Source organism: Bradyrhizobium sp. Ken64 (assembly GCF_055807555.1).
The window spans coordinates 135,781-160,035 of sequence record NZ_JBVVPA010000014.1 but is presented as its reverse complement, the minus strand read 5'-3'; the positions used below and the strand labels follow the sequence as shown (position 1 = coordinate 160,035).

22 protein-coding genes are annotated in these 24,255 nt (G+C 64.8%); 17 read left to right on the top strand and 5 right to left on the bottom strand.

Annotated features, from left to right (window positions below):
- Nucleotides 1-31 precede the first annotated feature (31 nt).
- From AC0L2F_RS22835 to AC0L2F_RS22780, 12 genes are all read left to right on the top strand, one after another.
- Nucleotides 32-2,062: a sensor histidine kinase gene (locus tag AC0L2F_RS22835; protein ID WP_063996409.1), complete on the top strand. Its 2,031-nt coding sequence runs from the start codon at nucleotides 32-34 to the stop codon at nucleotides 2,060-2,062.
- Entirely contained in the window at nucleotides 2,032-3,777 is a 1,746-nt protein-coding gene (locus AC0L2F_RS22830; protein ID WP_063996410.1) for an ATP-binding response regulator, read from the top strand. The genes AC0L2F_RS22835 and AC0L2F_RS22830 overlap by 31 nt, the downstream gene beginning before the upstream one ends.
- A 10-nt stretch (nucleotides 3,778-3,787) precedes the next feature.
- Entirely contained in the window at nucleotides 3,788-4,522 is a 735-nt protein-coding gene (locus tag AC0L2F_RS22825; RefSeq protein WP_007615817.1) for a response regulator, read from the top strand.
- A gap of 419 nt (nucleotides 4,523-4,941) precedes the next feature.
- The gene (locus tag AC0L2F_RS22820) at nucleotides 4,942-5,553 is read left to right on the top strand and encodes a sigma-70 family RNA polymerase sigma factor (protein WP_018456005.1); all 612 of its coding nucleotides are present in this window, start codon (nucleotides 4,942-4,944) and stop codon (nucleotides 5,551-5,553) included.
- Nucleotides 5,554-6,063: 510 nt separating this feature from the next.
- The gene (locus AC0L2F_RS22815; protein WP_063996411.1) at nucleotides 6,064-6,762 is read left to right on the top strand and encodes a cytochrome c biogenesis CcdA family protein; all 699 of its coding nucleotides are present in this window, start codon (nucleotides 6,064-6,066) and stop codon (nucleotides 6,760-6,762) included.
- Nucleotides 6,763-6,793: 31 nt separating this feature from the next.
- Nucleotides 6,794-7,357, top strand: a complete 564-nt coding sequence (locus tag AC0L2F_RS22810; RefSeq protein ID WP_473249929.1) for a thioredoxin family protein — start codon at nucleotides 6,794-6,796, stop codon at nucleotides 7,355-7,357.
- A 141-nt stretch (nucleotides 7,358-7,498) separates the two neighbouring features.
- Nucleotides 7,499-8,908 carry a cytochrome ubiquinol oxidase subunit I gene (locus AC0L2F_RS22805; RefSeq protein WP_473249928.1) on the top strand — a complete coding sequence of 470 codons (1,410 nt, stop codon included), beginning with the start codon at nucleotides 7,499-7,501 and terminating at the stop codon, nucleotides 8,906-8,908.
- Entirely contained in the window at nucleotides 8,905-9,915 is a 1,011-nt protein-coding gene (gene cydB / locus AC0L2F_RS22800) for a cytochrome d ubiquinol oxidase subunit II (RefSeq protein WP_063996414.1), read from the top strand. The genes AC0L2F_RS22805 and cydB overlap by 4 nt, the downstream gene beginning before the upstream one ends.
- Complete coding sequence (locus AC0L2F_RS22795) at nucleotides 9,915-10,043, top strand: DUF2474 domain-containing protein (protein ID WP_156527192.1); 129 nt, start codon at nucleotides 9,915-9,917, stop codon at nucleotides 10,041-10,043. The genes cydB and AC0L2F_RS22795 overlap by 1 nt, the downstream gene beginning before the upstream one ends.
- A gap of 92 nt (nucleotides 10,044-10,135) precedes the next feature.
- The gene (locus AC0L2F_RS22790; protein ID WP_473249927.1) at nucleotides 10,136-11,110 is read left to right on the top strand and encodes a hypothetical protein; all 975 of its coding nucleotides are present in this window, start codon (nucleotides 10,136-10,138) and stop codon (nucleotides 11,108-11,110) included.
- A 387-nt stretch (nucleotides 11,111-11,497) separates the two neighbouring features.
- The gene (locus AC0L2F_RS22785) at nucleotides 11,498-12,091 is read left to right on the top strand and encodes a L,D-transpeptidase (protein ID WP_007597994.1); all 594 of its coding nucleotides are present in this window, start codon (nucleotides 11,498-11,500) and stop codon (nucleotides 12,089-12,091) included.
- 54 nt (nucleotides 12,092-12,145) lie between these two features.
- The gene (locus tag AC0L2F_RS22780; protein ID WP_035975288.1) at nucleotides 12,146-13,183 is read left to right on the top strand and encodes an amino acid ABC transporter substrate-binding protein; all 1,038 of its coding nucleotides are present in this window, start codon (nucleotides 12,146-12,148) and stop codon (nucleotides 13,181-13,183) included.
- Between the two features lie 277 nt (nucleotides 13,184-13,460).
- On the opposite strand, the gene AC0L2F_RS22775 is transcribed toward AC0L2F_RS22780, so the two are convergent.
- Nucleotides 13,461-14,600: an acyl-CoA dehydrogenase family protein gene (locus tag AC0L2F_RS22775; RefSeq protein WP_473249926.1), complete on the bottom strand. Its 1,140-nt coding sequence runs from the start codon at nucleotides 14,598-14,600 to the stop codon at nucleotides 13,461-13,463.
- 143 nt (nucleotides 14,601-14,743) lie between these two features.
- Nucleotides 14,744-15,958, bottom strand: coding sequence for an acyl-CoA dehydrogenase family protein (locus AC0L2F_RS22770; protein ID WP_473249925.1), 1,215 nt, complete (start codon nucleotides 15,956-15,958; stop codon nucleotides 14,744-14,746).
- A gap of 137 nt (nucleotides 15,959-16,095) precedes the next feature.
- On the opposite strand from AC0L2F_RS22770, the gene AC0L2F_RS22765 reads away from it, so the two are divergent.
- Entirely contained in the window at nucleotides 16,096-16,641 is a 546-nt protein-coding gene (locus tag AC0L2F_RS22765) for a carboxymuconolactone decarboxylase family protein (RefSeq protein ID WP_473249924.1), read from the top strand.
- A gap of 90 nt (nucleotides 16,642-16,731) precedes the next feature.
- On the top strand, nucleotides 16,732-17,226 hold the full coding sequence (locus AC0L2F_RS22760) for a VOC family protein (protein ID WP_473249923.1): 495 nt from the start codon (nucleotides 16,732-16,734) through the stop codon (nucleotides 17,224-17,226).
- A 126-nt stretch (nucleotides 17,227-17,352) separates the two neighbouring features.
- On the opposite strand, the gene AC0L2F_RS22755 is transcribed toward AC0L2F_RS22760, so the two are convergent.
- Nucleotides 17,353-18,585: an MFS transporter gene (locus AC0L2F_RS22755; protein ID WP_473249922.1), complete on the bottom strand. Its 1,233-nt coding sequence runs from the start codon at nucleotides 18,583-18,585 to the stop codon at nucleotides 17,353-17,355.
- A gap of 141 nt (nucleotides 18,586-18,726) precedes the next feature.
- Complete coding sequence (locus AC0L2F_RS22750; RefSeq protein ID WP_473249921.1) at nucleotides 18,727-19,974, bottom strand: MFS transporter; 1,248 nt, start codon at nucleotides 19,972-19,974, stop codon at nucleotides 18,727-18,729.
- 217 nt (nucleotides 19,975-20,191) lie between these two features.
- On the opposite strand from AC0L2F_RS22750, the gene AC0L2F_RS22745 reads away from it, so the two are divergent.
- Nucleotides 20,192-22,261: a prolyl oligopeptidase family serine peptidase gene (locus tag AC0L2F_RS22745; protein ID WP_473249920.1), complete on the top strand. Its 2,070-nt coding sequence runs from the start codon at nucleotides 20,192-20,194 to the stop codon at nucleotides 22,259-22,261.
- A 178-nt stretch (nucleotides 22,262-22,439) separates the two neighbouring features.
- Here AC0L2F_RS22745 and AC0L2F_RS22740 read toward each other — a convergent pair whose 3' ends face one another.
- Nucleotides 22,440-23,111, bottom strand: a complete 672-nt coding sequence (locus AC0L2F_RS22740; protein WP_473249919.1) for a DUF938 domain-containing protein — start codon at nucleotides 23,109-23,111, stop codon at nucleotides 22,440-22,442.
- Nucleotides 23,112-23,369: 258 nt separating this feature from the next.
- On the opposite strand from AC0L2F_RS22740, the gene soxX reads away from it, so the two are divergent.
- Together soxX and soxY are read left to right on the top strand one after the other, a co-directional pair.
- On the top strand, nucleotides 23,370-23,723 hold the full coding sequence (gene soxX, locus AC0L2F_RS22735) for a sulfur oxidation c-type cytochrome SoxX (protein ID WP_007615843.1): 354 nt from the start codon (nucleotides 23,370-23,372) through the stop codon (nucleotides 23,721-23,723).
- A 38-nt stretch (nucleotides 23,724-23,761) separates the two neighbouring features.
- Nucleotides 23,762-24,253 (top strand): thiosulfate oxidation carrier protein SoxY, encoded by a 492-nt coding sequence (gene soxY, locus AC0L2F_RS22730; protein ID WP_473249918.1) that lies wholly within the window; start codon nucleotides 23,762-23,764, stop codon nucleotides 24,251-24,253.
- The last annotated feature ends 2 nt before the right edge of the window (nucleotides 24,254-24,255 follow it).

Here is a 24,255-nt window from a genome sequence, read left to right as displayed (position 1 = left end):
CAGCGAGCATGCAGACAGGTCGCCCGGCCCGATGGGGCGGCTGCGCGCGCGGCTGGTCGGCGTGCTCCGGGCGGTGCCGATCCGCTGGCGCATCCTGTCGATCGCGGCGCTGAACTCCGCCGTGGTCATCGTGCTGGTCGGGCTGATCTGGAACGGCTCGCAGGTGCTCGGCTCGGCCTGGGACGATGTGCGCCAGGTGCGTGAGTCCGATCGGATCCTGGCGCTGCTCGAAAGCGAGACCGGGCGGCTGCACAATCTGATCCACCGCTACATCAACCAGCCGAGCCCCGACCTGTTCGCCGAGATACTGCTGCTGCGCGAGGCGGTGCTGGGTACGCTGGCCAACCGTGCCGCCAAGGACCCGATGCTGTCGGGCTCGGTCGAGGAGTTGGAGCGCACCACCGAGCGCTTCCTCAACGGCTTCGGCGAGCTGCGCGGCGTGCAGGCCACCATCGCCAGGACCTATGAGGATCAGGTGCAGGGACCTGCCCGGGACATGGCCGGGCTTTACTCTATCATCGAAGGTGCCACCGGCCATCGCGACGCGCTGATCTGGCCTTCGCTGGGCAAGTCGCGCGAGGCCTTCACCGCGATGCTGGTCGCGGCCAATTCCTACTATCTGTCGCTGTCACCGGGTGCGGCCGACGACGCCCGCCGCAACACCGAGACGATCGAGAAGACCATCCCCGTGATGATCGATCTCGCCGACAACGATCTGCAGCGCATGGCGCTGCGACGGCTCGCGGCCCGGACCGCCGCGCTGCGCGAGGGCTTCGCAAAGCTCTCCGAGCAGCTCACGAACCGTACCGAGCTGCTGCGCAACACCATCGACGCCAACCAGGCCGAGGCGATCGGCGCCATCGACGATCTCTCCACCAAGATGCGCCAGCGCGAGCAGAAGGCGCAGGAGACGTTCGACCGCACGCTGGCGGACATCTCCCGCCGTGTTCTTTCCATCGCCGTGATCTTCCTCGGCATCATCCTCACTGCCGGCGTGCTGATTGCGCTGTCGATCCGGCTGCCGCTGCAGCAGATCATGGCGGCTATGCGCGCGATTACGCTCGGCGACCTCGGCCGCGAGGTGCAGGGCACGCGCGCGCGTGACGAAGTTGGCGCCATGGCGCGCGCGGTGGAAGTGTTCCGCGAAAACGCGATCGCGAAGCGCCAAACCGAGGACGAGCTGCGCGCGTCCAAGGAGAAGGCCGAGAGTGCGCTGCTCGAGCTCAACGCCGCGCAGCAGAATCTGATCGATGCCGAGAGGCTCGCCGCCCTCGGCGGCCTCGTCGCCGGCGTCGCGCACGAGGTCAACAATCCGATCGGCATCAGCCTCACCGTTGCGTCCAGCTTTGCCCGGCGCACCGAGATCTTCGAGGCCCAGCTCAAGGGCGACGGCGGCCTGCGCCGCTCGCAGCTGGAAGAATTCGTGCAGTCCTCGCGCGACGCCTCGCAGCAGCTCGTCGCCAATCTGCAGCGCGCCGGCGAACTGATCCAGTCTTTCAAGCAGGTCGCGGTCGACCGCTCGCATGCCGAGCGGCGGCAGTTCTCACTGAGCGAAGCCACCGACCAGATCATCGCGAGCCTGCGCCCGGTACTGAAGCGCTCGCCGATCACGCTCCAAGTCGACATGCCCGAGGGACTGCTGCTCGATGGCTATCCCGGCTCCTATGGCCAGATCCTGACCAACCTGTTCCTCAACGCCGCCAACCACGCCTTTGCCGACGGCCGCGCCGGCACGATCACGATCTCGGCGCGCCCCCGCGGGGCCGACGACGTCGAGATCATCTTCACAGATGACGGCGCCGGCATGACCTCCGACGTGCAGCGCCAGGCCTTTGACCCATTCTTTACCACCAGGCGCAATGAAGGTGGCACGGGACTCGGCCTCCATATCGTCTATAACCTCGTCACCCAGCAGCTCGGCGGGCGCATGATGCTGGAATCCAAGCTGGGACAAGGCACCACATTTCGCATTATCATGCCCCGGGTCGCCAGGGGCGGCGGGCAAAGCACAGAGACTGACGGGACTTCTCAATGGCCGAACAGGACGATGTCCTCCACCTGATCGACGATACCGGTACCGCATCGGAGGATGTTGACGCCCGGAAATGGAAGATCGCCGTCATCGACGACGATCCGGCCGTGCATGACGGCACGCGCTTTGCGCTGTCCGACTACAACCTCAACGGCCAGGGCCTGGAGATCCTTTCTGCCCATTCCGCGGCGGAAGGTCGCAAGCTGATGGCCGCGCACAGCGACATCGCCGCCGTGCTGCTCGACGTCATCATGGAAACGGACGTCGCCGGCCTCGAGCTGGTCGAGTACATCCGCAACGAGCTCAAGAACGAGACCGTCCGCATCATCCTGCGCACCGGACAGCCCGGCCAGGCGCCCGAGCGGCGCGTGATCGTGCAGTACGACATCAACGACTACAAGGCCAAGACCGAGCTCACCGCCGACAAGCTGTTCACCTCGCTGACCGCGGCGCTGCGCTCCTACCAGCAGCTCGAGCGCATGCTGCAGACAAGGCGCGGGCTCGAGATCATCATCGACGCCGCCTCGACGCTGTACGACTTCAAGTCGATGCAGCGGCTCGCCGAGGGCGTGCTGACCCAGCTCGCCTCGCTGCTCAACGTCGATTGCGCCGGCATCCTGGTCTTGCGCGACAATGGCGGCATCGACCCCGAGCTCTCGGTGCTCGCCGGCAGCGGCTGCTACAGCCGCTTCATCGGCACGACCTCGTCGAAGGCGCTCGACCCCGATCTGCGCGCGATGGTGGAAGCCGCTTTCCAGGGCCGCAAGAACGAATTCGCCGACCACCGCAGCGTGATCTATTTGCGCACCGGAAGCGGCCGCGAGGTCGTGGTGCTGCTGCAGGCCGAGCGCGAGCTGTCGGAAACCGACCGCTCGCTGGTCGAGATCTTCTCCAGCCGGCTCTCGATCGCCTTCGACAACGTCATCCTCTACCAGCAGCTCCAGGCCGCCAACACCCAGCTGGAAGACCGCGTCGCCCAGCGCACCCGCGCGCTGATGCAGGCCAACCGCCGCCTCTCGGCGCAATGGCTGCGGCTGCAGCGCGCCAACGGCTTCAAGAACGAAATCCTCGGCACCGTTGCGCACGATCTGAAGAACCCGCTTGGCGTCATCCTCGGCCGCACCGAGATGCTGAAGGAGCTGATCTCAACCGGCGCGTCGTCAGGCGGCGTGGTCGCCCAGGTCGATCACATCCGCGACGCGACCAAGCGCCTGACCACGATGGTCGATCATCTGATCTCGGACGCGATGGCCGATGCCTTCGACATCACCATCCGCCGCGAGCCGGTCGACGTCGCGGCCTTGGTCAAGGAGGTCGCCGAGGCCAACCAGCCGCTCGCCGTCAACAAGCAGCAGGCGATCAGCGTCACCGCGCCCGTCAACATCGTCACCATGTGCGACACCGACCGCATCCGCGAGGCGATCGACAATTTGATCAGCAACGCCATCAAATACTCACCGATCGGCGGCAAGATCGGCGTCGTCGTCAGCCATGAGGGCGGCGACACCATCGTCCGCGTCAGCGACGAGGGCGCCGGCCTCTCGCCGGAGGATCTCGGCCGCCTGTTCGGCCGATTCCAGCGGCTTTCGGCAAAACCGACCGCCGGCGAGAGCTCGACGGGGCTTGGGTTGTCCATCGTCAAGCGTATCATCGACATGCATGGCGGCGAGGTGACCGCCGAAAGCGAGGGCCCCGGCAAGGGCTCGACCTTCACCATCACCCTCCCCGCGACCGAAATCCCGTGATCTCAGGACCATGACCCAAAGCCAGCACATCATGATCGTCGACGACGAGGCCCCGGCCCGGGAGATGGTCGGCGATTACCTCAAGATGCACGGCTTCACCGTGACGCTGTGCGACGGCGGCAAGTCGTTGCGCACGGCGATCGACGGCAGCATGCCCGACCTCGTCGTGCTCGACCTCAACATGCCGGAGGAAGACGGGCTCTCGATCATCCGCGACCTCAAGAGCCGCATCAACGTGCCGGTGATCATGCTCACCGCGACGGCGAGCCCGATCGACCGCGTCGTCGGCCTCGAGCTCGGCGCCGACGATTACGTGGCCAAGCCGTGCGAGCTGCGTGAGCTGATGGCGCGCATCCGCTCGGTGCTGCGCCGGAGCGCACCGGCGAAAGCCGTGGCGGAAACGGCGGCTGCGAAATCGGACAAGGAGCAATTGGTACGGTTCGGGACGAAGTGGCTCGATCTCGAAGCGCAGGCCTTGCGCGACGACGAGGGCAACGAGCACCCGCTGACCGCATCCGAGTTCGGGCTCTTGAAAGTGTTCGCGGCCAATCCGAAGCGCGTGCTGTCGCGCGAGCGCCTGCTGGAATTGGCCAACGCGCGCGACGCCGAAGCCTTCGACCGCGCCGTCGACCTGCGCATCATGCGCATCCGCCGCAAGATCGAGCCCGATCCCACCAAACCCGCCGTGATCCGCACCATCCGCGGCGGCGGCTATTTGTTCTCGCCGTCGGGCGAGAAGGCGTAGGCCCCATCGTCGTCCTGGCGAAAGCCAGGACCCGTTACCCCAAGCAGAAGTTGCTGCGCGAGGCTGGTCCCTCGTGTCTTCGCCAAACCCACTCCGTGGTTATGGGTCCCGGCCCCCCGTGCGCAATTGCGCACTAGGCCAGGACGACAGCTGGGATTGAGGCGACATCGAACGCAAAAGCCCGAAATACGTTCCCGGCCCCTTCGCTCGTCGCCTCATCCCCACCCCCGTATTTTCCGTATATTGAAATTCCACGCTTTTTTGCCCCGAATGTTTCGTCGCGGCTAATTCGACGAAACAATTTGGCGGCGCACGAAACCATTTTCTCCTTTTCGTGCAGACGTCCCGAAACGTTGGCTCATTAACACTTTGGTCCAAGGAAACGCCGCTCGGTTGCGGCGCTACGGGGAGCCAAGTCAATGCCGAACGTCATCGCCATCAACGCCCAAGCCAGCCAGAGCATCATTGCCGCTCAGGCGACCTCGGACGACATGCTTCTCGAAAGCATTGCCGACGGCAACCGGACGTCCATGCACATCCTTTATTGCCGGCACAATGTGCGCGTCTACCGCTTCATCCTGCGGATCGTGCGCGACGCGACTACGGCGGAAGACCTCGTCAGCCAAGTGTTTCTGGACGTGTGGCGGACCGCCGGCCAATTCCAGGGCCGCTCGCAGGTTTCGACCTGGCTGCTCTCGATCGCCCGCTTCAAGGCGCTGACCGCAATGCGCCAGCGTCGCTTCGAGGACATCGATCAGGAAGACGTGCGCCAGATCGCCGACGGTTGCGACACGCCGGAGACCTCGCTCGACCGCAGCGACACCAGCGCCATCCTGCGCGCCTGCGTTCAGAAGCTGTCACCCGCGCATCGCGAAATCATCACCCTCGTCTACTACCATGAGAAGTCGGTGGAGGAGGTCGGACAGATCATCGGCATCCCGCAGAGCACGGTGAAGACCCGGATGTTCTACGCCCGCAAGCAACTCGCCGAATTGCTTAAGGGCTGTGGCGTCGAGCGCTTCGCTGCCTGAAGTTCAGATATTTCAATGGGATAGGGCGTTCGTTTTGGCCCTACCCCGGGCACGGAAGTGTTACCGCCGACGAAACAATTGAAACAAAGCACAACATCAGGCGGAAAAACTTCCCTCCTATAAAGCTCACATACGGTTTCGTTAAACCTCCCAAGACCTCCAACGACCCGGACGGGATGCCCCCCTCCGGGTCGTTTTGTGTTTGGGGTGGACGGCTGCGGCGGTGCGCTTGAGTGAGGCGGGCACGTCTCTCTCGTTCCCTCCCCCCTTGTGGGGGAGGGGCAGGGAGAGGGGGCCACACGGGGACTCTCTCGACTTGCAGGCGCGGCATGATGCCAGACGGGTAGACCATCTCCTGGGCTACCCCCTCCCTAACCCTCCCCACAAGGGGGGAGGGAACGCACCATCGTTGCGGCCCGCAGCCGCGCCCGTCACGAACGTGTGACGCGGCGTAACGTCCGACACATCTATCCCGAACAGCCCTCGTGACCCCCTTCACGAGTGCCCCCGATGCTCGAACTTCTCTTCGCGATTCTCGCCGGCATCCTCACCATCGCCGCGCCCTGCACGCTGCCGATGCTGCCGATCCTGCTCGGCGCCTCGATCGGTCGCAGCTCGCATCTGCGCCCCGCGATGATCGCGCTCGGCTTCGTCGTCTCGTTCTCGGCCGTCGCGCTGCTGTTGGGCGCGCTGACGCGGGCTTTCGATTTCGATCCGAACGTGCTGCGCGAGGCGGCAGCCATCCTGCTGCTCGGCTTCGGCCTGTTGATGCTGTGGCCGGCGCCGTTCGAATGGCTGTCGATCCGGCTCAACGGCTGGCTCGATCTCGGCAACTCCGGCGCCACGCAGCGCGAGGGCGCGCTCGGCGGACTCGTGCTCGGCACCACGCTTGGCCTGGTCTGGACGCCCTGCGCCGGCCCGGTGCTCGGCTCGATCCTGACGCTGGTCGCCACGACGAAGAACGCAACCTGGGCCGGCACGCTGCTGGTGGCCTACGCGATCGGCGCCGCTATTCCGATGCTTGCGATCGCGTATGGCGGGCAGGCCGCCACCACGCGGGTGCGCAGCCTCGCGCGCATTTCGCCGAGGCTGCAGCAGGGCTTTGGCGTCGTCGTGATCGGCTTCGCGCTCGCCGCCTATTTCCAATACGACACGCTGATCGTGGCGTGGCTCACCGGCTTCTATCCCACCGGCCAGATCGGCCTGTGATCATCGCGCATCTCAACCGGAGGACTCGTCCATGACTTTCAAGCTGCTCGCCGTCTCCGCCGCACTGATCGGCATCGCCGTGACAGGCGCCGTCATCCCCGGCATCTGCGACGAGGCCGCGCGCGCCGTCCCTGTCGTCACCGCTGCCGCCAGCCAGCAGACTGCGCCCGACTTTACCGGCATCAACAACTGGTTCAACTCGAAGCCGCTCAGCCTCGCCGACCTCCGCGGCAAGGTCGTGCTGGTCGACTTCTGGACTTATGGCTGCGTCAACTGCGTCAACACGCTGCCGCACGTCACCGACCTCTATGCCAAGTACAAGGACCGGGGTCTCGTCGTGGTCGGCGTGCACACGCCGGAATTCCCGTTCGAGCGCTCGGCCTCCAATGTCCAGGCGGCGCTGAAGAGGCACGGCATCACCTATCCGGTGGCGCAGGACAATGATTCCAGGACCTGGAACGCCTACAGCAACCAGTATTGGCCGGCGCAGTACATCATCGACCAGAACGGCAAGATCGTGTTCCAGCACGCGGGCGAAGGCCGCTATGACGAGATCGACCGCACCGTGGCAAAGCTGCTGAACGCCAATAGCTGATGTCTTACAGCTTAGACAAAGAGTCCTATAGGATGCGCACGCGGCATGAGTCATCCATGCAGTGGCCGGGCGCGATGGCATAGCTGAGCTGCCAGATCGGCGCCCGCGTCGTCACGATTGTCGTGTTGTACGGGAGCGCCGATGCTGTCGAATCTTGATCCCATCGTGCTTGCGCGCGCGCAGTTTGCGTTCACGATGTCGTTCCACATCGTATTTCCGGCGTTCTCGATCGGGCTCGCCAGCTATCTCGCGGTGCTTGAGGCCATCTGGCTGTGGACCGGCCGCGAGGTCTTCCTCAACCTGTTTCACTACTGGCTGAAGATCTTCGCGATCACGTTCGGCATGGGCGTGGTGTCGGGCATCGTGATGTCCTACCAGTTCGGCACCAACTGGTCGGCCTTTGCCGACAAGACCGGACCGGTCATCGGTCCGTTGATGGCCTACGAGGTGCTGACCGCGTTCTTCCTCGAAGCCGGTTTCCTCGGCGTTATGCTGTTCGGTCTCGAACGCGTCGGCCCGAGGCTGCACTTCCTCGCGACGCTGATGGTGGCGATCGGCACGTTGATCTCGGCGTTCTGGATCCTCTCCGCCAATTCATGGATGCAGACCCCGGCCGGCTACGCCGTCAATTCTGATGGCCAGTTCGTGGTCGCCGACTGGTTCGAGGCGATCTTCAATCCATCCTTCCCCTACCGGCTCGTGCACATGGTGCTCGCCGCCTATTTGACGACATCGCTGGTGGTCGGCGCGGTCGGCGCGTTTCATCTGCTGCGCGACCGCCATCTCGCCGGCCCCCGGGTGATGTTCTCGATGGCGATGTGGATGGCGGCACTGGTCGCGCCGATCCAGATCCTTGCCGGCGATCAGCACGGCATCAACACGCTGGCGCATCAACCGGCCAAGGTCATGGCCATGGAGGGGCACTACCAGAGTCACAAGGACGGTGCGCCGCTGATTCTGTTCGGGCTTCCCGATCAGGCCGCCGGCCGGGTCGATTACGCGATCGAGATCCCGAAACTGTCCTCGCTGATCCTCAAGCACTCCCTCGATGCGCCGCTCGCAGGACTTGATACCGTGCCGCGCGAAAACTGGCCGCCGGTGCCGATCACATTCTGGTCGTTCCGCATCATGGTCGGGCTTGGCTTCCTGATCTTCGGCTTGGGGCTGTTCAGCCTCTGGGCACGCTGGCGCGGCACCCTGTTCGACTCCCGTCCGCTGCATATCTTCGCGCTGTACATGGGCCCGGCGGGGTTCATCGCGGTGCTCGCCGGCTGGATCACCACGGAGACCGGCCGACAGCCCTTCACGGTCTACGGCCTGTTGCGAACCGTGGACGCCGTCTCGCCGCTGGCCGCGCCGGCGGTGGGGTCGTCGCTGCTGGCCTTCGTCAACGTCTATTTCATCGTGTTCGCGGCGGGCGCCATTTACATTCTGCGCCTGATGGCGGCCTCGCCTCACCAGGGAGAGCAGGGGCCGCGCGGCGACATACCGGCGCGCGCCGCCGGCATCACGCCGGCCTCGGGCGCTGCGGCACAGGGTGCGCCGTCATGATCGCCGCCGTCGATCTCGCGACCGTCTGGGCCTTCATCATCGCCTTCGCGGTGTTCGTCTATGTCGTGATGGACGGATTCGATCTCGGCCTCGGCATGCTGTTTCCGTTGTTTCCCGCCAAGGCCGACCGCGACGTCATGATGAATAGCGTGGCCCCGGTCTGGGACGGCAACGAAACGTGGCTGGTCCTGGGCGGCGGCGGCCTGATGGCCGCCTTTCCTCTCGCCTATGCGGTGCTGATGCCGGCGCTCTACACGCCCATCATCGCGATGCTGATCGGCCTGGTCTTCCGCGGCGTCGCCTTTGAATTCCGCTGGCGCACCACCGCAGCACGAAACCGCTGGGACATTGCCTTTGCCGCCGGTTCTCTGGTGGCAACGCTGGCGCAGGGGATCGCGCTCGGGGCGATCCTGCAGGGCGTGCAGGTCGAGGCGCGGCATTATGCCGGCGGCTGGTGGGACTGGCTCACGCCGTTCAGCCTCCTGACCGGGATCGCCCTGGTCATCGGCTATTGCGTGCTGGGCGCCAACTGGCTCATCCTGAAGACCGAGGGCGCCCTGCGCGACAAGGCCTACCGGCTGAGTTGGTATCTGCTGTTCGCGATGCTTGCGACCATCGCGTCGGTCAGCATCGCCACGCCTTTTCTCAGCATCCAATACGCACAACGCTGGTTCGCCTGGCCAGGCATCGTCCTGGCCGCGCCGGTTCCGATCGCCGTCGCCGCCGTGAGCGCGCTCCTGATGCGCAGCCTCACCCGAAAGCAGGACTCGCGGCCGTTCTTGCTGTCTCTGGTGCTGTTCGCCTTGTCCTATGCCGGGCTGGGCATCAGCATGTATCCCTATATCGTGCCGCAGAGCATCACCATCTGGCAGGCGGCGGCGCCGCGGAACAGCCAGCTCTTCATGCTGGTGGGCGTGGCCGGACTGGTGCCGCTGATCCTCGGCTACACCGGCTGGGCCTACTGGGTCTTCCGCGGCAAGGTCCGGGCCGGGAGCGGCTATCACTGATGTCACGCAAAGCAGAACTGATGCCGCTGAGGCGGCGGCTGATCTGGTTCGCCGTTCTCTGGCTCGGCGGGGTGAGCGCCGTCACCATCATTTCGTTCGGTCTCAGGCTATGGCTTGCGCCGAATTGATCAGATCGTCCGGCGAGGACCGCTCGCCCGCCGCTGCTTGACTCCACGGACCCGTCCGTGGAGTTTCGCGCCGACAGAGATCAGCGCCCGCGATGGACGACGCCACCAGCAGCCCCGACATTCGCCTTCGTGAAGGCGCCTCGATCGCGCAGCGGCTGGTCATGTCCGGCTTTGCGGCCGCCGTGGCGCTGTGCTTCACGCCGGGCCTGTTCACGCACGACCTCCTAGAAGTGATCATCTCCGTGGTCGCGCTGCTGGTGGGAGCGGCGTTCGTCGGAATCATCATGCTGGCGCCGGCGGTGGTGTGGATCATCACGTCGGACGAGATCCTGATCGGGGAGCAGCGCCCGTTCGGAAAACTGCGGACGCGGATCGTTGCCAAGGACGACATCAGGGGATTGCAGGTTCCCGGCAGCAAGAGGGCGAAAGCCCGCTTCCAGCTCGCCTTCACGCTGGCCTCCGGAGAACGCCTGACATCGCCGCCGATCGCCGATGTCACCCACGTGCACGACACGGTGGCGCGGATCGCCGCGCAATTCGACGTTCCCGATGTCGAGTCTCCGGTCAATCCGCTCGATGCCAGCAATCCCGAGATGCGTCTCGGTGACCCCCTCGAGCCGTTTTCGACGAGGGACATCAGGATCGTCGCGCTGATCGTCGTCGCATTGTGCGCCGTTCCCTACGCCTACAGGCTCTGGCGTGGCCTGTCGCCCGGGCCGGTCGACATCATGCTGCTGCCGGTCGGCGCGCTCGCCGCTTTCGGCGTGCACCGATATGCCAACCTTGTGACCGGCGCCTTCTGGGTCATCCGCCAGGGCGATATCCGAGTCGAACGCCTGTGGGGCGACGGCACGTTGCGCGCCGACCACATCGAAGGGTGCGACGTCAAGACGATCACGGTCGAGCGCCGCGGCCGGTCCGAGGAGGAGCACTGCATCGTCGTGATCCGATCGCAGTCGGGACGACGGTTTCGCAGTCCTCGCATCGGTTCGAGGCCTGAGGCGCGGGCCGTGGGGACGGAGATCGTCCGGCGGCTCGGGATCGCGGCTGAGAACAACAAGATCTAGCTGGCATCTCGTGCGAATTGGCGAAGTTGATCTCGCCGCTAGTTCGGTCTGAGCCTCTCCCGGTTGCGGGAGAGGTCGGCGCGCCCGGGCGATGCGAAGCATCGTCCCGCGCGCCGGGTGAGGGTTCTCTCCTCTGGGGGAGTCTTTCTGCGGAGACACCCTCTCCCCGACCCTCCCCCGCAAGCGAGGGAGGGAGCGCATCGACTTGTCGGCGGTAATCTGAGCTTTTCGCGCCATCCCCCGTTTGTGGTATTGCGTGCCGTCCGTCAAAAAACCAAAGCATTCTCGTGACATATCGTCTAAGGGTGCCTTGAACTTGCCATGAAGATGGCCCTGAGATTTGATGGTTCCAGATGATTTTGGCCTTGGCCGCGGGGAGAGCTTGAAATGACGGATTTTCGTCGCCTGACCGGGATGTTTGTGGCTGCGATCGGCCTGATCCTGTCCGCGCCCCATGCCTACGCCCAGCAGCCCGACCGCGGCGACGAGCCGGGCCTGGTCGCCGACGATGCCTATGAGCTCGATCCGGAATGGCAGAAGCAGGTCGTCTACTTCCGCACCACCGAAGCGCCGGGCACCCTCATCATTTCGACCGCCGAACGGCATCTCTATCTGGTGCAGCCCGGCGGTCGCGCGATCCGCTACGGCATCGGCGTCGGCCGCGATGGTTTTCAATGGCAGGGGCTGGTGAACATCACCAACAAAAAGGAGTGGCCGGACTGGACGCCGCCGCCGGAGATGATCCAGCGCCAGCCCTATCTGCCGCGCTTCATGGCCGGCGGCCCCGGAAATCCGCTCGGCGCGCGCGCCATGTATCTGGGCACCACCGTTTATCGCATCCACGGCACCAATCGGCCCGACACGATCGGCACCAAGGTCTCCTCAGGCTGCTTCCGGCTCGTCAACCGCGACGTCGCCGATCTCTACGATCGCGTCCCTGTCGGCACCAAGGTGGTCATCCGGCAGAAGCCCGAACTCTGATCTTCTCGCCCTGGCGAATATTCCTTTTCCCGATTATTTCGAGAGAGCAACATGATGCGCACTTTTCGTGGCGGCCTGCTGATCGGGCTCGCAGTCGCCGTGCTGGTCGCCGTCCTGGCCATCATCTATGAATTCTACGACACCCGCACCCTGAAGCGCACCGTCCGCCGCGGCGAAGTGCTGTGCGGCGTCAACAAGGGCCTGCCGGGCTTCTCGATCCCCGACGACAAGGGCAACTGGACCGGCTTCGACGTCGATTTCTGCCGCGCGGTGGCCTCCGCGATCTTCAACGACCCGAGCAAGGCGAAATTCGTCGCGCTCGATGCCAGCGAGCGCTTCAAGGAATTGCAGAGCCGGAAAGTGGACATCCTCTCGCGCAACTCGACCTGGAGCATGGCGCGCGAGCTCGACTACGATCTCTATTTCCCCGCGGTCGCCTATTACGACGGCGCAGGCTTCATGCTGCCGCGCGCGCGCAACAAGGAAACCGCGCTGGACCTGACCGGCAGCAAGGTCTGCGTCCAGACCGGGACCACCACGGCGCTCAACGTCGCGGATTACTTCCGTGCCAACAACATGAAGTATGAAGAGATGAAGTTCGACAAGCTGGACGACGTGGTGAAAGCCTACGATACCGGCAAATGCGACACGCTCTCCGCCGACGTCTCCCAGCTCTACGCGCTGCGGATCAACCTGTCGAAGCCCGGCGACCACATGATCCTGCCGGACATGATCTCCAAGGAGCCGCTCGCGCCCGTCGTGCGCCAGCGCGACGACGACTGGATGATGATCGTGAAGTGGACGCTGTACGCGATGATCAACGCCGAGGAGCTCGGCGTCTCCTCGGAGAACATCGACGAGGCCCTGAAGTCGAAGAAGCCGGAAGTGATGCGGCTGGTCGGCACCGAGGGCAATTACGGCGAGCAGCTCGGCCTCACCAAGGATTGGGTGGTCCGCATCATCCGCCATGTCGGCAATTACGGCGAGATGTACGAGCGCAACATCGGAGAGAAGTCGAAGCTGAAGATCCCGCGCGGCATGAACCAGCTGTGGAATGCAGGCGGCGTGCAATACGCGCCGCCGGTGCGGTAAGGAGTATCTCCGCCGTCATTGCGAGCGGAGCGAAGCAATCCAGAGTCTTTCCAAGGCGACAGTCTGGATTGCTTCGTCGCAAGTGCTCCTCGCAATGACGAGCTTGGGGCGGGCGCGCTATCCACACTCTCAACTGTCATCGCCGGCGAAAGCGGGCGATCCAGTATTCCAGAGACGGTTGTGATCAATCGAGAGGCCGCGGCGTACTGGGTCGCCCGGTCAAGCCGGGCGACGACACTGCGTGTGAGGCACGTGCTCGCGTCTCATGTTCGCGACCTCAATATCCCCGCGCCCGCGCCAGCTGCTCGGTGTGGTAATTGGCGTCCCCGAACAATTCCTCGCACACGCGCGCGCGCTTCATGAAGAAGCCGATGTCGAACTGGTCGGTCATGCCCATGCCGCCATGCATCTGCACGCCTTCCTGCACCGCGCGCGCGGCGGTGGTGCCTGCGCGGGCCTTCGCCACTGCGACGGCTGAGGCGGCCTTGGTGACGTCCGCATCGAGCGCTTGCAGCGCCTTCATCACGGCGGCCCGGGTGATCTCGATGTCGACATAGAGCTCGGCGGCGCGGTGCTGCAGCGCCTGGAATTCGCCGATCAGCTTGCCGAACTGCTTGCGGCTCTTCAGGTACTCGACGGTGCGGTTGAACACCTCTTCGCTCAGGCCCACCATTTCGGAGGCCACCGCGCCGCGCCCGATATCGAGCACGCCGTCGAGCAGCCCGCCACCCTGGTCGACTTCGCCGAGCACGCTGTCGGCGTTGACCTCGACATTGGCAAGCTCGATCCGCGCCGCATTGTGCGCGTCGACCATGATGGTGCGCTCGATCGCAACGCCCCTGGCCTTAGGGTTGACCAGGAACAGCGTCAGCCCCTCGCGCTCGCCGGCCGCGCCGGCGGTGCGCGCGGCGACGATGAGGAGATCGGCAACGTGACCGTCGACCACCAGCGCCTTGGCGCCGGAGAGCTTGAAACCGTTGCCGGCACGCACGGCCTGGAGGCTGGTGTGAAGCGGGCGGTGTTTTGCGCCCTCGTCGATCGCGAGCGTCGCCAGCAGGGAGCCGTTGGAAATCTTCGGCAGATATTCCGACTTCTGCGCGGCATTGCCGCCACGGTTCAGCGCCGAGGCCGCGACCACGCTGGTGGCGAGGAAGGGCGACGGCATCAGCGTGCGGCCGATCTCCTCCATCACCACGCCGACCTCGACATAGCCGAGCCCGCTGCCGCCGAACTCTTCCGGCACCAGCAAGCCGGCAAAACCCATCTCGGCGAAGGAATGCCAAAACTCCTTGGAAAAGCCGATGGGGTCCTTGCTGTCGCGCAGATGCCGCAAATGCGACACCGGCGCCTTGTCGCTGATCAGCCCGCGCGCGCTGTCGCGGAGCATCGATTGTTCTTCGGTGAGGACGAGGGCCATGTGCGGGTTCCGATTCGAAATCTGTTTTGTCTTGTCATTCCGGGATGGCCCGAACGGCCAGGCCCGGAATCCATCAGGCGACATATACGCGGTGAAATGGATTCCGGGCTCGCGCTTCGCGCGCCCCGGAATGACGGGAAATCTTACGCCCCTGGCAGATCGAGGATGCGCTTGGCGACGATGCCGAGCATGACCTCGGTCGTGCCGCCCTCGATCGAGTTGGCCTTGGTACGCAGCCAGGCGCGTGGACGGGCGCCCTGCCTGGAGCGCTCGCTCTCCCATTCCAGCGCATCGACGCCGCCGGCCGACATCAGAATCTCGTAACGGCGCTTGTTGAGCTCGGTGCCGTAATATTTCATCGCCGACGAGAACGCCGGATGCGCCTGACCCGCCTTGGCGAGATCGACCGCGCGCTCGGCGCAGGCTGCAAGGGCAGCTTCGTCGACGTCGAAGCTGGCGATCCGGCCACGCAGCAACGCATCGTCGAGCCGTCCCAGCGCATCGGTGCCGACGGAATCGGCCGCGATCTGGCCGAGCGGACGGCCGACGCCGCGCTCGCCCATGCCTGATATCATCGCGCGCTCGTGCTGGAGCAGATATTTTGCGACGTCCCAGCCGCGGTTGACGGTGCCGACCACGTGCGATTTCGGCACGCGGACATTGTCGAAGAACGTCTCGCAGAACGGCGAGTAGCCGGAGATCAGCAGGATTGGCTTGGTGGTCACGCCCTTCGAGGTCATGTCGAACAGGATGAAACTGATGCCGTCATGCTTCTTCGCGGCGGGATCGGTGCGGACGAGGCAGAAGATCCAGTCGGCGTAGTTGGCATAGGACGTCCAGATCTTCGACCCCGTGATGACGAAATCATCGCCGTCGCTCTCGGCGCGGGTCTGGAGCGACGCGAGATCGGAGCCGGCGTTCGGCTCGGAATAGCCCTGGCACCAGCGGATCAGGCCCGCAGCGATTTTCGGCAGATGCTCCTTCTTCTGCGCGTCGTTGCCGTATTTGAGCAGCGCCGGCCCGAGCATCCAGATGCCGAAGCTCGACAGCGGGGGACGCGCGCCGATTCGTCCCATCTCCGCGCGCAGCACCTTGTGCTCGGCCGCGCTGAGGCCACCGCCGCCATACTCCTTCGGCCAATCGGGCACGGTCCAGCCCTTGTCGCGCATGCGCTCGAACCAGATGCGCTGCGGCTCCGACGAGAACTTTGCGTTACGTCCGCCCCAGAACACGTCGGCGTCTGATGTCGCGGGCTTGCGCATTTCCGGCGGGCAGTTGGCCTCGAGCCAGGCACGTGTTTCGCTGCGGAATGTTTCGAGATCGGCGGTCTCAGTCTCGCTGGCCCTGGAGTCAGTCATTGGTCGTTTCCATCATTCAAAATCGGCTTGTTGGGCGCGACTCTGGGCCAAGCTCCCGCGGAATTCAACCACTTCCGTGTCACGCATCCGCTATAGTCGCCGCGACGGCGAAGCTTGAAAACAAAGAGGAAACAACAATGCGCCTGAAGCTTCTTTCGCCTGGCGAAATGAACGAGAGCCAGCGGCAGACCTATGACGAGTCGATTGCCGGCAAGCGCGGCAAGCCGCCGGCGCCGATGATGGCCTGGCTCAACAGCCCCGACATGGCCCGTCACGCTACGCGGCTCGGCGAGGTCCTGCGCTACGACACGATCTTCCCCGCGAAGCTCTCGGAGATCGCGATCCTGGTGACGGCGCGGCACTGGACCGCCCATTACGAATGGTACGCGCACAAGCGGCTGGCGCTTGCCGGTGGCATGGACCCTGACATCATCGACGCCATCCGCGACCGCCGCACGCCCGAGTTCGACGATCCCAAGGGCAAGATGATCTACGACGTCGCAAAGTCGCTGCATGAGGGCCACGGCGTCGAGAAGGGCCTCTATGACGCGGCGGTGAAGCTGCTCGGCGAGCGCGGCGTGGTCGAGGTGATTGGTCTCTGCGGCTATTACACGCTGGTGTCGATGACGCTGAACACGTTCGAGTTCGAGCTGCCGGAGGGCGAGATGCGGGAGCTGTCATAGTTTCGCATATGGAAACGATGGGTTTCAGGATAGGCCAGTGGCACTGTCCCGAGGCAGGGTCTATGTGGGGATTGTCAACGGAGCAGCCAGATGTCGCAGAACCAAGCCGTCGCCGCCGGCACCAGGATCGGCCACGTCCATCTCAAGGTCGCCGACCTCGATCGCGCGCTCGGCTTCTATTGCGGCGTGCTCGGCTTCGAGCTGATGCAGCGCATGGGCTCCGGCGCGGCCTTCATCTCGGCCGGCGGCTATCACCACCACATCGGGCTCAACACCTGGGAGAGCAAGGGCGGCTCGCCGCCACCGCCCGGTACGACCGGGCTCTATCACACCGCGATCCTCTATCCGACGCGACCCGCGCTGGCCGATGCGCTGCACCGCGTGCTCACGGCCGGCATTGCGCTCGACGGGGCGAGCGACCATGGTGTCAGCGAGGCGCTGTATTTGCGCGATCCGGACCAGAATGGCGTGGAGCTGTATTGGGACAAGCCGCGGGAGCAATGGCCGTTCGGGCCGGACGGCAAGCTCGCGATGTTCACGAAGCGGCTGGATGTGGAGGAGCTGCTGAAGCAGCGGGAGGCGTGAGTTCTGCTCCCTCTCCTCGTCATTGCGAGCGCAGCGAAGCAATCCAGACTGTCACCGCGGAGATAGCCTGGATTGCTTCGTCGCAAGGGCTCCTCGCAATGACGGAGTGTGTTGAGGCGCCTTCGCTCACGACTGAGATCTTCGTCCCCGCACCATGATCAACGCCGCCGCCAGCACTTCCAGCGCGATGCAGAGATAGAACGGCAGCTCATAGCCACCGGAGAAATCGCGCAGAAAACCGACCACGCCGGGGCCGAACGCATAGGTCACCTGGTTGATCGCGGTGTTGAGGCTGATCAGCACGCCGAACGAGGCGGAATCGAATTCCTGCTGCACGATCAGCGACGGCAGCGTGATGAGATTGCCGACCGAGAAGCCGAACAATGCGCAGGCCGCGATCAGCACGTAGTCATTGTGCAGATTGATGACGACGAGAAGCGCCACGGCCTGGCTCAGGAACGATAGCGCCGAGGCAAGCCGCTGGTTGAGGCGGTCGATCACCAGCGAAAACAGCACCCGGCCGATCACCGCCATCGCGGTCAGCACCGCAACCGCAACGGCCGCGCGCTCGCGCCCGATCACGGGATCCAGGAACGAGATCAGGTGGACGATGAAGCCGACCTGCGCGAACAGCACCAAAGCAAAGGCAATGGTCACGGTGAGGAAGCCGACATCGCGCAACGCCTGGCTGCGAATCTGCGCCGACGATTGCGGCTTCGTTTTCGTCGCGGCGCGCCGGCCATGGAGATCGGGCGGGCGGCCGACGACGATCAGGATCACCGGCAGGAGCAGCGCCAGCATGGCGCCGGCGACGATATACATCGCGCTGGCGAAGCCGACATGGCCGATCAGGGTCACCAGCAGCGGTACGCCGACGATGCCGCCGAAGCTTGCGCCATTCAGCGCGAGACTGATGGCCATGCCGCGCTTGTGGTCGAACCACAGGCTGATCGTGTTGGTGATCATGGCCAAGCTCGTGCCGGCCCAGCCGAAGGCGAGCACGGCGTTCGCGAGATAAAGCTGCCATGGCTCGCGCACCGCGCCGATCGCAACCGCCGCGACCGACATCGCCAGCGTCCCCGCGATCAGGCCGAGGCGCGGGCCGTATGTGTTGACGGCTTCGCCGACGAAGACCACGAGCAGCGCGCCGAACAGATAGAAGAACGTCGTGCCGGACGAGATCAGCGAGGCCGACCAGCCGTGCGCGCGCTGGAGCTCGGCGACATAGACGCTCTGGCCGTAGAAGCCGAGCCCCCAGCCGAAGGTCGCGAGCAGGAAGCAGACCGCGACGATGCGCCAGCCTTCGTAGCGGAGGGAGGATTCGTCGACGGATGCGTCGTGTCGGGGGTTGTCGAGCATTTGCGCTTGTCCTTCGTTTCCCCCGCGAGCGTCGTGCTTCACGCTCGCCTGTTCATGACGAGCATCATGTAACAACCCAGGCCCCGGAAATCACTTCGACCTTGATCGAAGTGTCAACGTTGCTGACAGCCTCCCGCCATCTCAGATCGCGTCCGGGAACTCGCCCATGGCCGCGTCCAGCCGCGCTTTGCGGCGGCGAGCAAAGGACGCCAGCGAGAGCACGGCGAGGCCGAGCACCACCGGCGGGAACACCACCATGTTCACCGCGGACCAGCCGTAACTGGCGAGCAATTGGCCGGACGAGAACGAGCCGATCGCCATCATGCCGAACACCAGGAAATCATTGAAGGCCTGCACCTTGTTACGCTCCTGCGGCCGGTGCGTCTCCAGCACCAGCGCGGAGGCGCCGATGAAGGAAAAATTCCAGCCCACACCAAGCACGATCAGCGTGGCCCAGAAATGCATCGCGGTGATGCCGGACAGGCCGATGCCGGCGGCGCCGGCCTCCAGCAGCAGGCCGGCGGCAACGACCTTCCGCGCGCCGAAGCGGGCGATCAGCGCGCCTGTGAAGAAGCTCGGCCCGTACATGGCGACGATGTGCCATTGAATGCCGAAATTCGAATCGGAAACGCTCAAGCCGCACAGCTTCATGGCGAGCGGCGCCGACGTCATCACCAGATTCATCATGGGATAGGAGATGACGCCGCACAGCGCCGCCGCAATGAAGCGCGGCTGCGTCACGATCTCGAGCAGCGGCCGCCCGCCATGAAGATCGGCCGGCGCCGGCTTCGGCATGTCGACCCCGGCGACGATGCCCATCGCGATGAGCGCGACAGCGGCCTGGACCAGGAAGCTGAAGGCGAACAGGTAAGGCTGCCAGACATCCATGGTCCACTGCACGAGTTGCGGACCGAGCACGCCGGCGAACACGCCGCCCGCCATCACCCAGGACACCGCCTTGGGCCGGTACGCCGCACTGGCGCCGTCGGCGGCAGCGAAGCGATAGGACTGCGCCACCGCGCCGTAGAGGCCGCCGAGAAAAGTCGCCAGACAGAACAATGGAAACGAAGCGTGCAGGATCGCGAACGAGCCGAGCAGACCGGTCAGCGCGCCCAGACCGGTGCCGACGATGAAAGCGACGCGGCGGCCGAAGCGGCGTGAGATCGCGCCGGTCGGCAGCGTGCCGGCGGCGAGGCCGAGCACATACATCGAGATCGGCACGGTCGCGAACGAGACGTCGGGCGCGAGCGTCGCGCCGACGATCGCGCCGGTGGCGAAGATCACCGCCGAGTTGGCGCCGGTCAGCGCCTGCGCGGCGGCAAGGCGCACCACATTGCCGCGCACGCGGGCGTCGGCGGCGATCTCATTGGCTGCAGTCACATCCAGCATCGGCATTTCCGCCCCAACGGGCTTTCGAGGGGCTTTCAAGACTTTCAAGGGCTCGCTTGATTCCCGGCACTATGGCGGGGCGCGGGAGGGCGGGCAACCGGCGCAAACGGGCGCAGGCCATGTCTCTGACGCAATCGGGCCGATGATAATGGGCCGCGCACTTGACGGCTTGCGCTCGATCAAATCCTATCCGCCGCAACCTTCCGGAGTTTCGTTCATGTCCGTCGACGACAGGCCTACGCTCAGCGCTCCCGACGACGATCCCTGGCTCTGGCTGGAGGAGATCGAAGGCAAGCAGGCGCTCGATTTCGTCACGCGACAGAACAGCCTGACGCTCGAGGCGTTCGGCGGAGCGGCCTTCGCGCGCGACCGCGATATCCTCGCGGCGATCTACGATCGTCCCGACAACATCCCCTATATCAGCCGCCGCGGCACTGAACTGCACAATCTCTGGAAGGATGCCGCCAACCCGCGCGGCCTGTGGCGGAAGACTTCGCTCGCGGAGTTTCGCAAATCGCATCCGGCGTGGGAGATCATGCTGGATGTCGACCAGCTCGCCGCGCGCGAAGGCGAGGACTGGCTGCTGAGCGGCATCACCACGCAGAAGGGAAGCTCGCGCGCCATCTTAAGCCTGTCGCGCGGTGGCAGCGACGCCGTCACCTTGCGGGAATTCGACCTCGATGCGAAGAGTTTCGTTGCGGACGGCTTTGCGCTGTCCGAAGCCAAGGGCGGCGCCGATTGGCTCGATGCCGACACGCTGCTGCTGTCGAGCGCCCATGGCGAGGGCATGGCGACGAGCTCGGGATATTCCCGGACGGTTCGCCTGTGGCGGCGCGGCCAGCCTGTCGATCAGGCGCGGGTGATCATCGAGACCACGGCCGATCATATGGCGATCTCCGGCATCGTCGACGACACCGCTGCGGCCCCGCGCAGCTGGATCGTCGACCAGATCGATTTCTTCAATCATGCGCTCTGGCTGCGCGATGCAGACGGCACGACGACGAAGCTCGATCTGCCGACCGGCATCTGGTTGCAGGCGCATGGCGACTGGTTCGCGATGAAGCTGCGCGAAGCCTGGTCGATCGAGGGCAGAACTTATGCCGCCGACACCGTGCTCGGCATCTCGCTCTCGGCGTTCCTCGCCGGCAGCCGCGATTTCGCGGTGCTGTTCGAGCCGGAAGCTCGCCGCGCCCTGCAAGGTCTGTTTTGGACCGGAGGAAAGCTGGTGCTGTCGATCCTCGACGAGCTCCAGCCGCAATTCGAGATCTGCACGCCGTCCGCCACGAGCTGGAGCCGCGCGTCACTCGGCGGCCTGCCGCAGATCGGCGTGGTCGACATCTGGCCGCTGGATCGCCACCCCTCCGAGAGCAATGGCGACCTGCTTGCGAATGTGCAGGATCCGCTGACGCCGCCGTCGCTGCTGCTGATGGAGCGCGGCGTCGCGAGCCCGACAGTGCTGAAACAGGCGCCGAAAACATTCAACGCCGACGGCCTCGTGGTGACCCAGCACGAGGCGATCTCGATCGACGGCGAGCGTATCCCTTATGTGCAGACGGGCCCCACTGGCGAGACCGGCGATGCACCGGTCTATATGAGCGCCTATGGCGGCTTCGGCCATTCGGTGAAGCCGTATTACAATTCGTCGCTCGGCAAGCTGTGGCTGGAGCGCGGCGGCACGACGGTGCAGGCGAATTTGCGCGGCGGCGGCGAATTCGGCACACGCTGGCACGATGCCGGCCGGCTCGCCGGCAAGAAACTGTCGCACGATGATTTCGCAGCCGTCGCCGCCGATCTCGTCCGCCGCGGCGTGACGACGGCAAAACGCATCGCCGCACAGGGCGGATCAAACGGCGGCATCCTCATCACCAACATGCTGGTGCGATACCCCGAACGTTTCGGCGCGCTGTTCTGCACCATCCCGCTGATCGACATGCGCCGCTACACGAAGCTGCTCGCCGGCGCGAGCTGGATCGCGGAATATGGCGATCCCGACAAGCCCGAGGAGTGGGACTGGCTCAAGACCTACTCCGCCTATCACAACGTCAAGGCCGGCCAGCCCTATCCGCCGATCCTGATCGCCACCACGCGACGCGACGACCGTGTCCATCCCGGGCATGCGCGCAAGATGGCGGCAAAGCTCCAGGCCATGGGCTACGAGGCCTGGTTCTACGAGCCTGAAGCGGGCGGCCACGGCTACGGCAAGGACAACAAGGAGCGCGCCGGGTTCGAGGTGATTGGGTTTCGGTTCTTGAAGGAGAAGATCGGGTGGAAGGACGGCGAGGGTTGACGGGCTCTTGATTGAATCAGTGGGAGCGCAGCAGGCGGTGCACCTCGCCCGCTTGCGGGAGAGGTCGGCGCGAAGCGCCGGGTGAGGGTTCTATCCTCTAGGGGATGCCCCATTGCGGAGACACCCTCTCCCCAACCCTCCCCCGCAAGCGGGGGAGGGAGCGCACCGCCGTCTGAGCTTAGCGCCCAAACACCAGCGTCAAATTGTTCGCGGGCATGTCGATCGTATCAACGAGGCGAAGACCAACGCCGCGGGCGAGGGCCTCGACATCGGCGATGTCACGCACGCCCCAGTCGGGATTGCCTTCACGCAGGGAGGTGTCGAACACGGCGTTGCTGAGCGCGATGTGCTTGCCGCCGCGCTTGAACGGGCCGTAGAGGAACAGCTTGCCGTCAGCCCGCAAATAGCGGCCGGCGCCGGCGAACAGACCTTCGGCGACGCTCCATGGCGCGATGTGGATGACATTGGCGCAGAACAATGCGGCAAGACTTGACGGCGCCTGCCCGCTTTTCATCTCCGGACACCAATCGGGATCGATGAGATCGATCCGCAGCGGCGAGCGGATGTTTTTCAGGCCTGAATGAACGCGCCAGGCCTCGATGCTCTTGAGGTGGCGCTGGTTGAGATCGCTCGGCCACCAGATCAGGCCGGGCGTGTGACGAGCGAAGTAGACCACGTGCTGGCCGGTTCCGCTGCCGAGCTCGACCACGTTGCCGGTGCAGCCGGCGAGATGTTTTTCCAGTGCCGCCCAGAGCGGCTCGTGATTGCGATGAAATGCCGGTGCGTCGAGCCGCCCATCCGACTCGACCCGACCGCCATCCCTGCCGAATTCGACGACATATTCAGCCAAGTGAGGTCCCCTTGAAAAAACGAGAACGCGATGAAAACAGGTTGAGCGCCCAAACGCTCGGGAAACGCCGGCCCGCGCCACGGCCCTTAAGTCTCGGGCCAAATCGGCTGAACAAATAATCTCATTAGTTGCAATGGGGAAGATATTAACTTCATTTTGTCGCGTGCATAGTCTCGATTGTCAGGCGGTGCCCTTTGTGCTTTGGAACGCTTCTATTTCGCGATCTTGACCATCGATATAACGCCTCGGAATGACGCCTTGACCGCCTTTTCCCGGACGCCCGTTCTGTTCATCTTGCTGGCCATTGCGGCCGGCCTCGCCAGCCCCGCGTGGGCGCAGTCCGCTGTGGCAGACGGCCAGAAACTCGCTTTCGACCGCGGCAAGGGCAATTGCCTGACCTGCCATGTCATCCGGGGTGGCGACCTGCCGGGAACGATCGGGCCGGAACTGAAGGACCTCAAGGCCAAATACCCCGATCGCAACGAGCTCGCCGCGATCATCTTCGACGAGACCAAGCGCAATCCGCAGACCATGATGCCGCCGTTCGGCCGGAACCGGATTTTGACCGAACAGGAGATCAGCGCGATCGTTGATTTCCTGCAGACCCTGTGACTTCAGGCACGCCACGAGATTTGGTTGGGAGACCCGAGATGACCACACTCACCGGCCCAAGCGCGACGCGGCGCCTGATGCTTCAGGGCGCAGCCTCGGTCGCGCTGCTCGGCCTCGGCAATCTGCCGTTCGGCGCCGCGCCCGCGCGCGCCGCGGCCAACGACAAATATCCGGAAGAGGCCTTCAAGCAGAAGAGCGAGGCGGACGCCGTCAAGGCGCTGTACGGCAAAACCGCCGAGCCGTCCGACAAGGTCAAGCTGGACGCCCCCGAGATCGCCGAGAACGGCGGTGTCGTGCCAATCTCGGTGACGACGACGCTCGACAAGGTCACCTCGATCTCGTTCTTCGTGGCCGAGAATCCCAGCGCGCTTGCCGCCAGCTACAGGATTCCCGAAGGCACGATCCCTGCCGTCGCCAACCGGCTGAAGATGGCCAAAACCACCAACGTCGTTGCGATCGTGGAGGCCGACGGCAAGCTCTACAGCGCGACCAAAGAGGTCAAGGTCACCGTCGGCGGCTGCGGCGGCTAAGC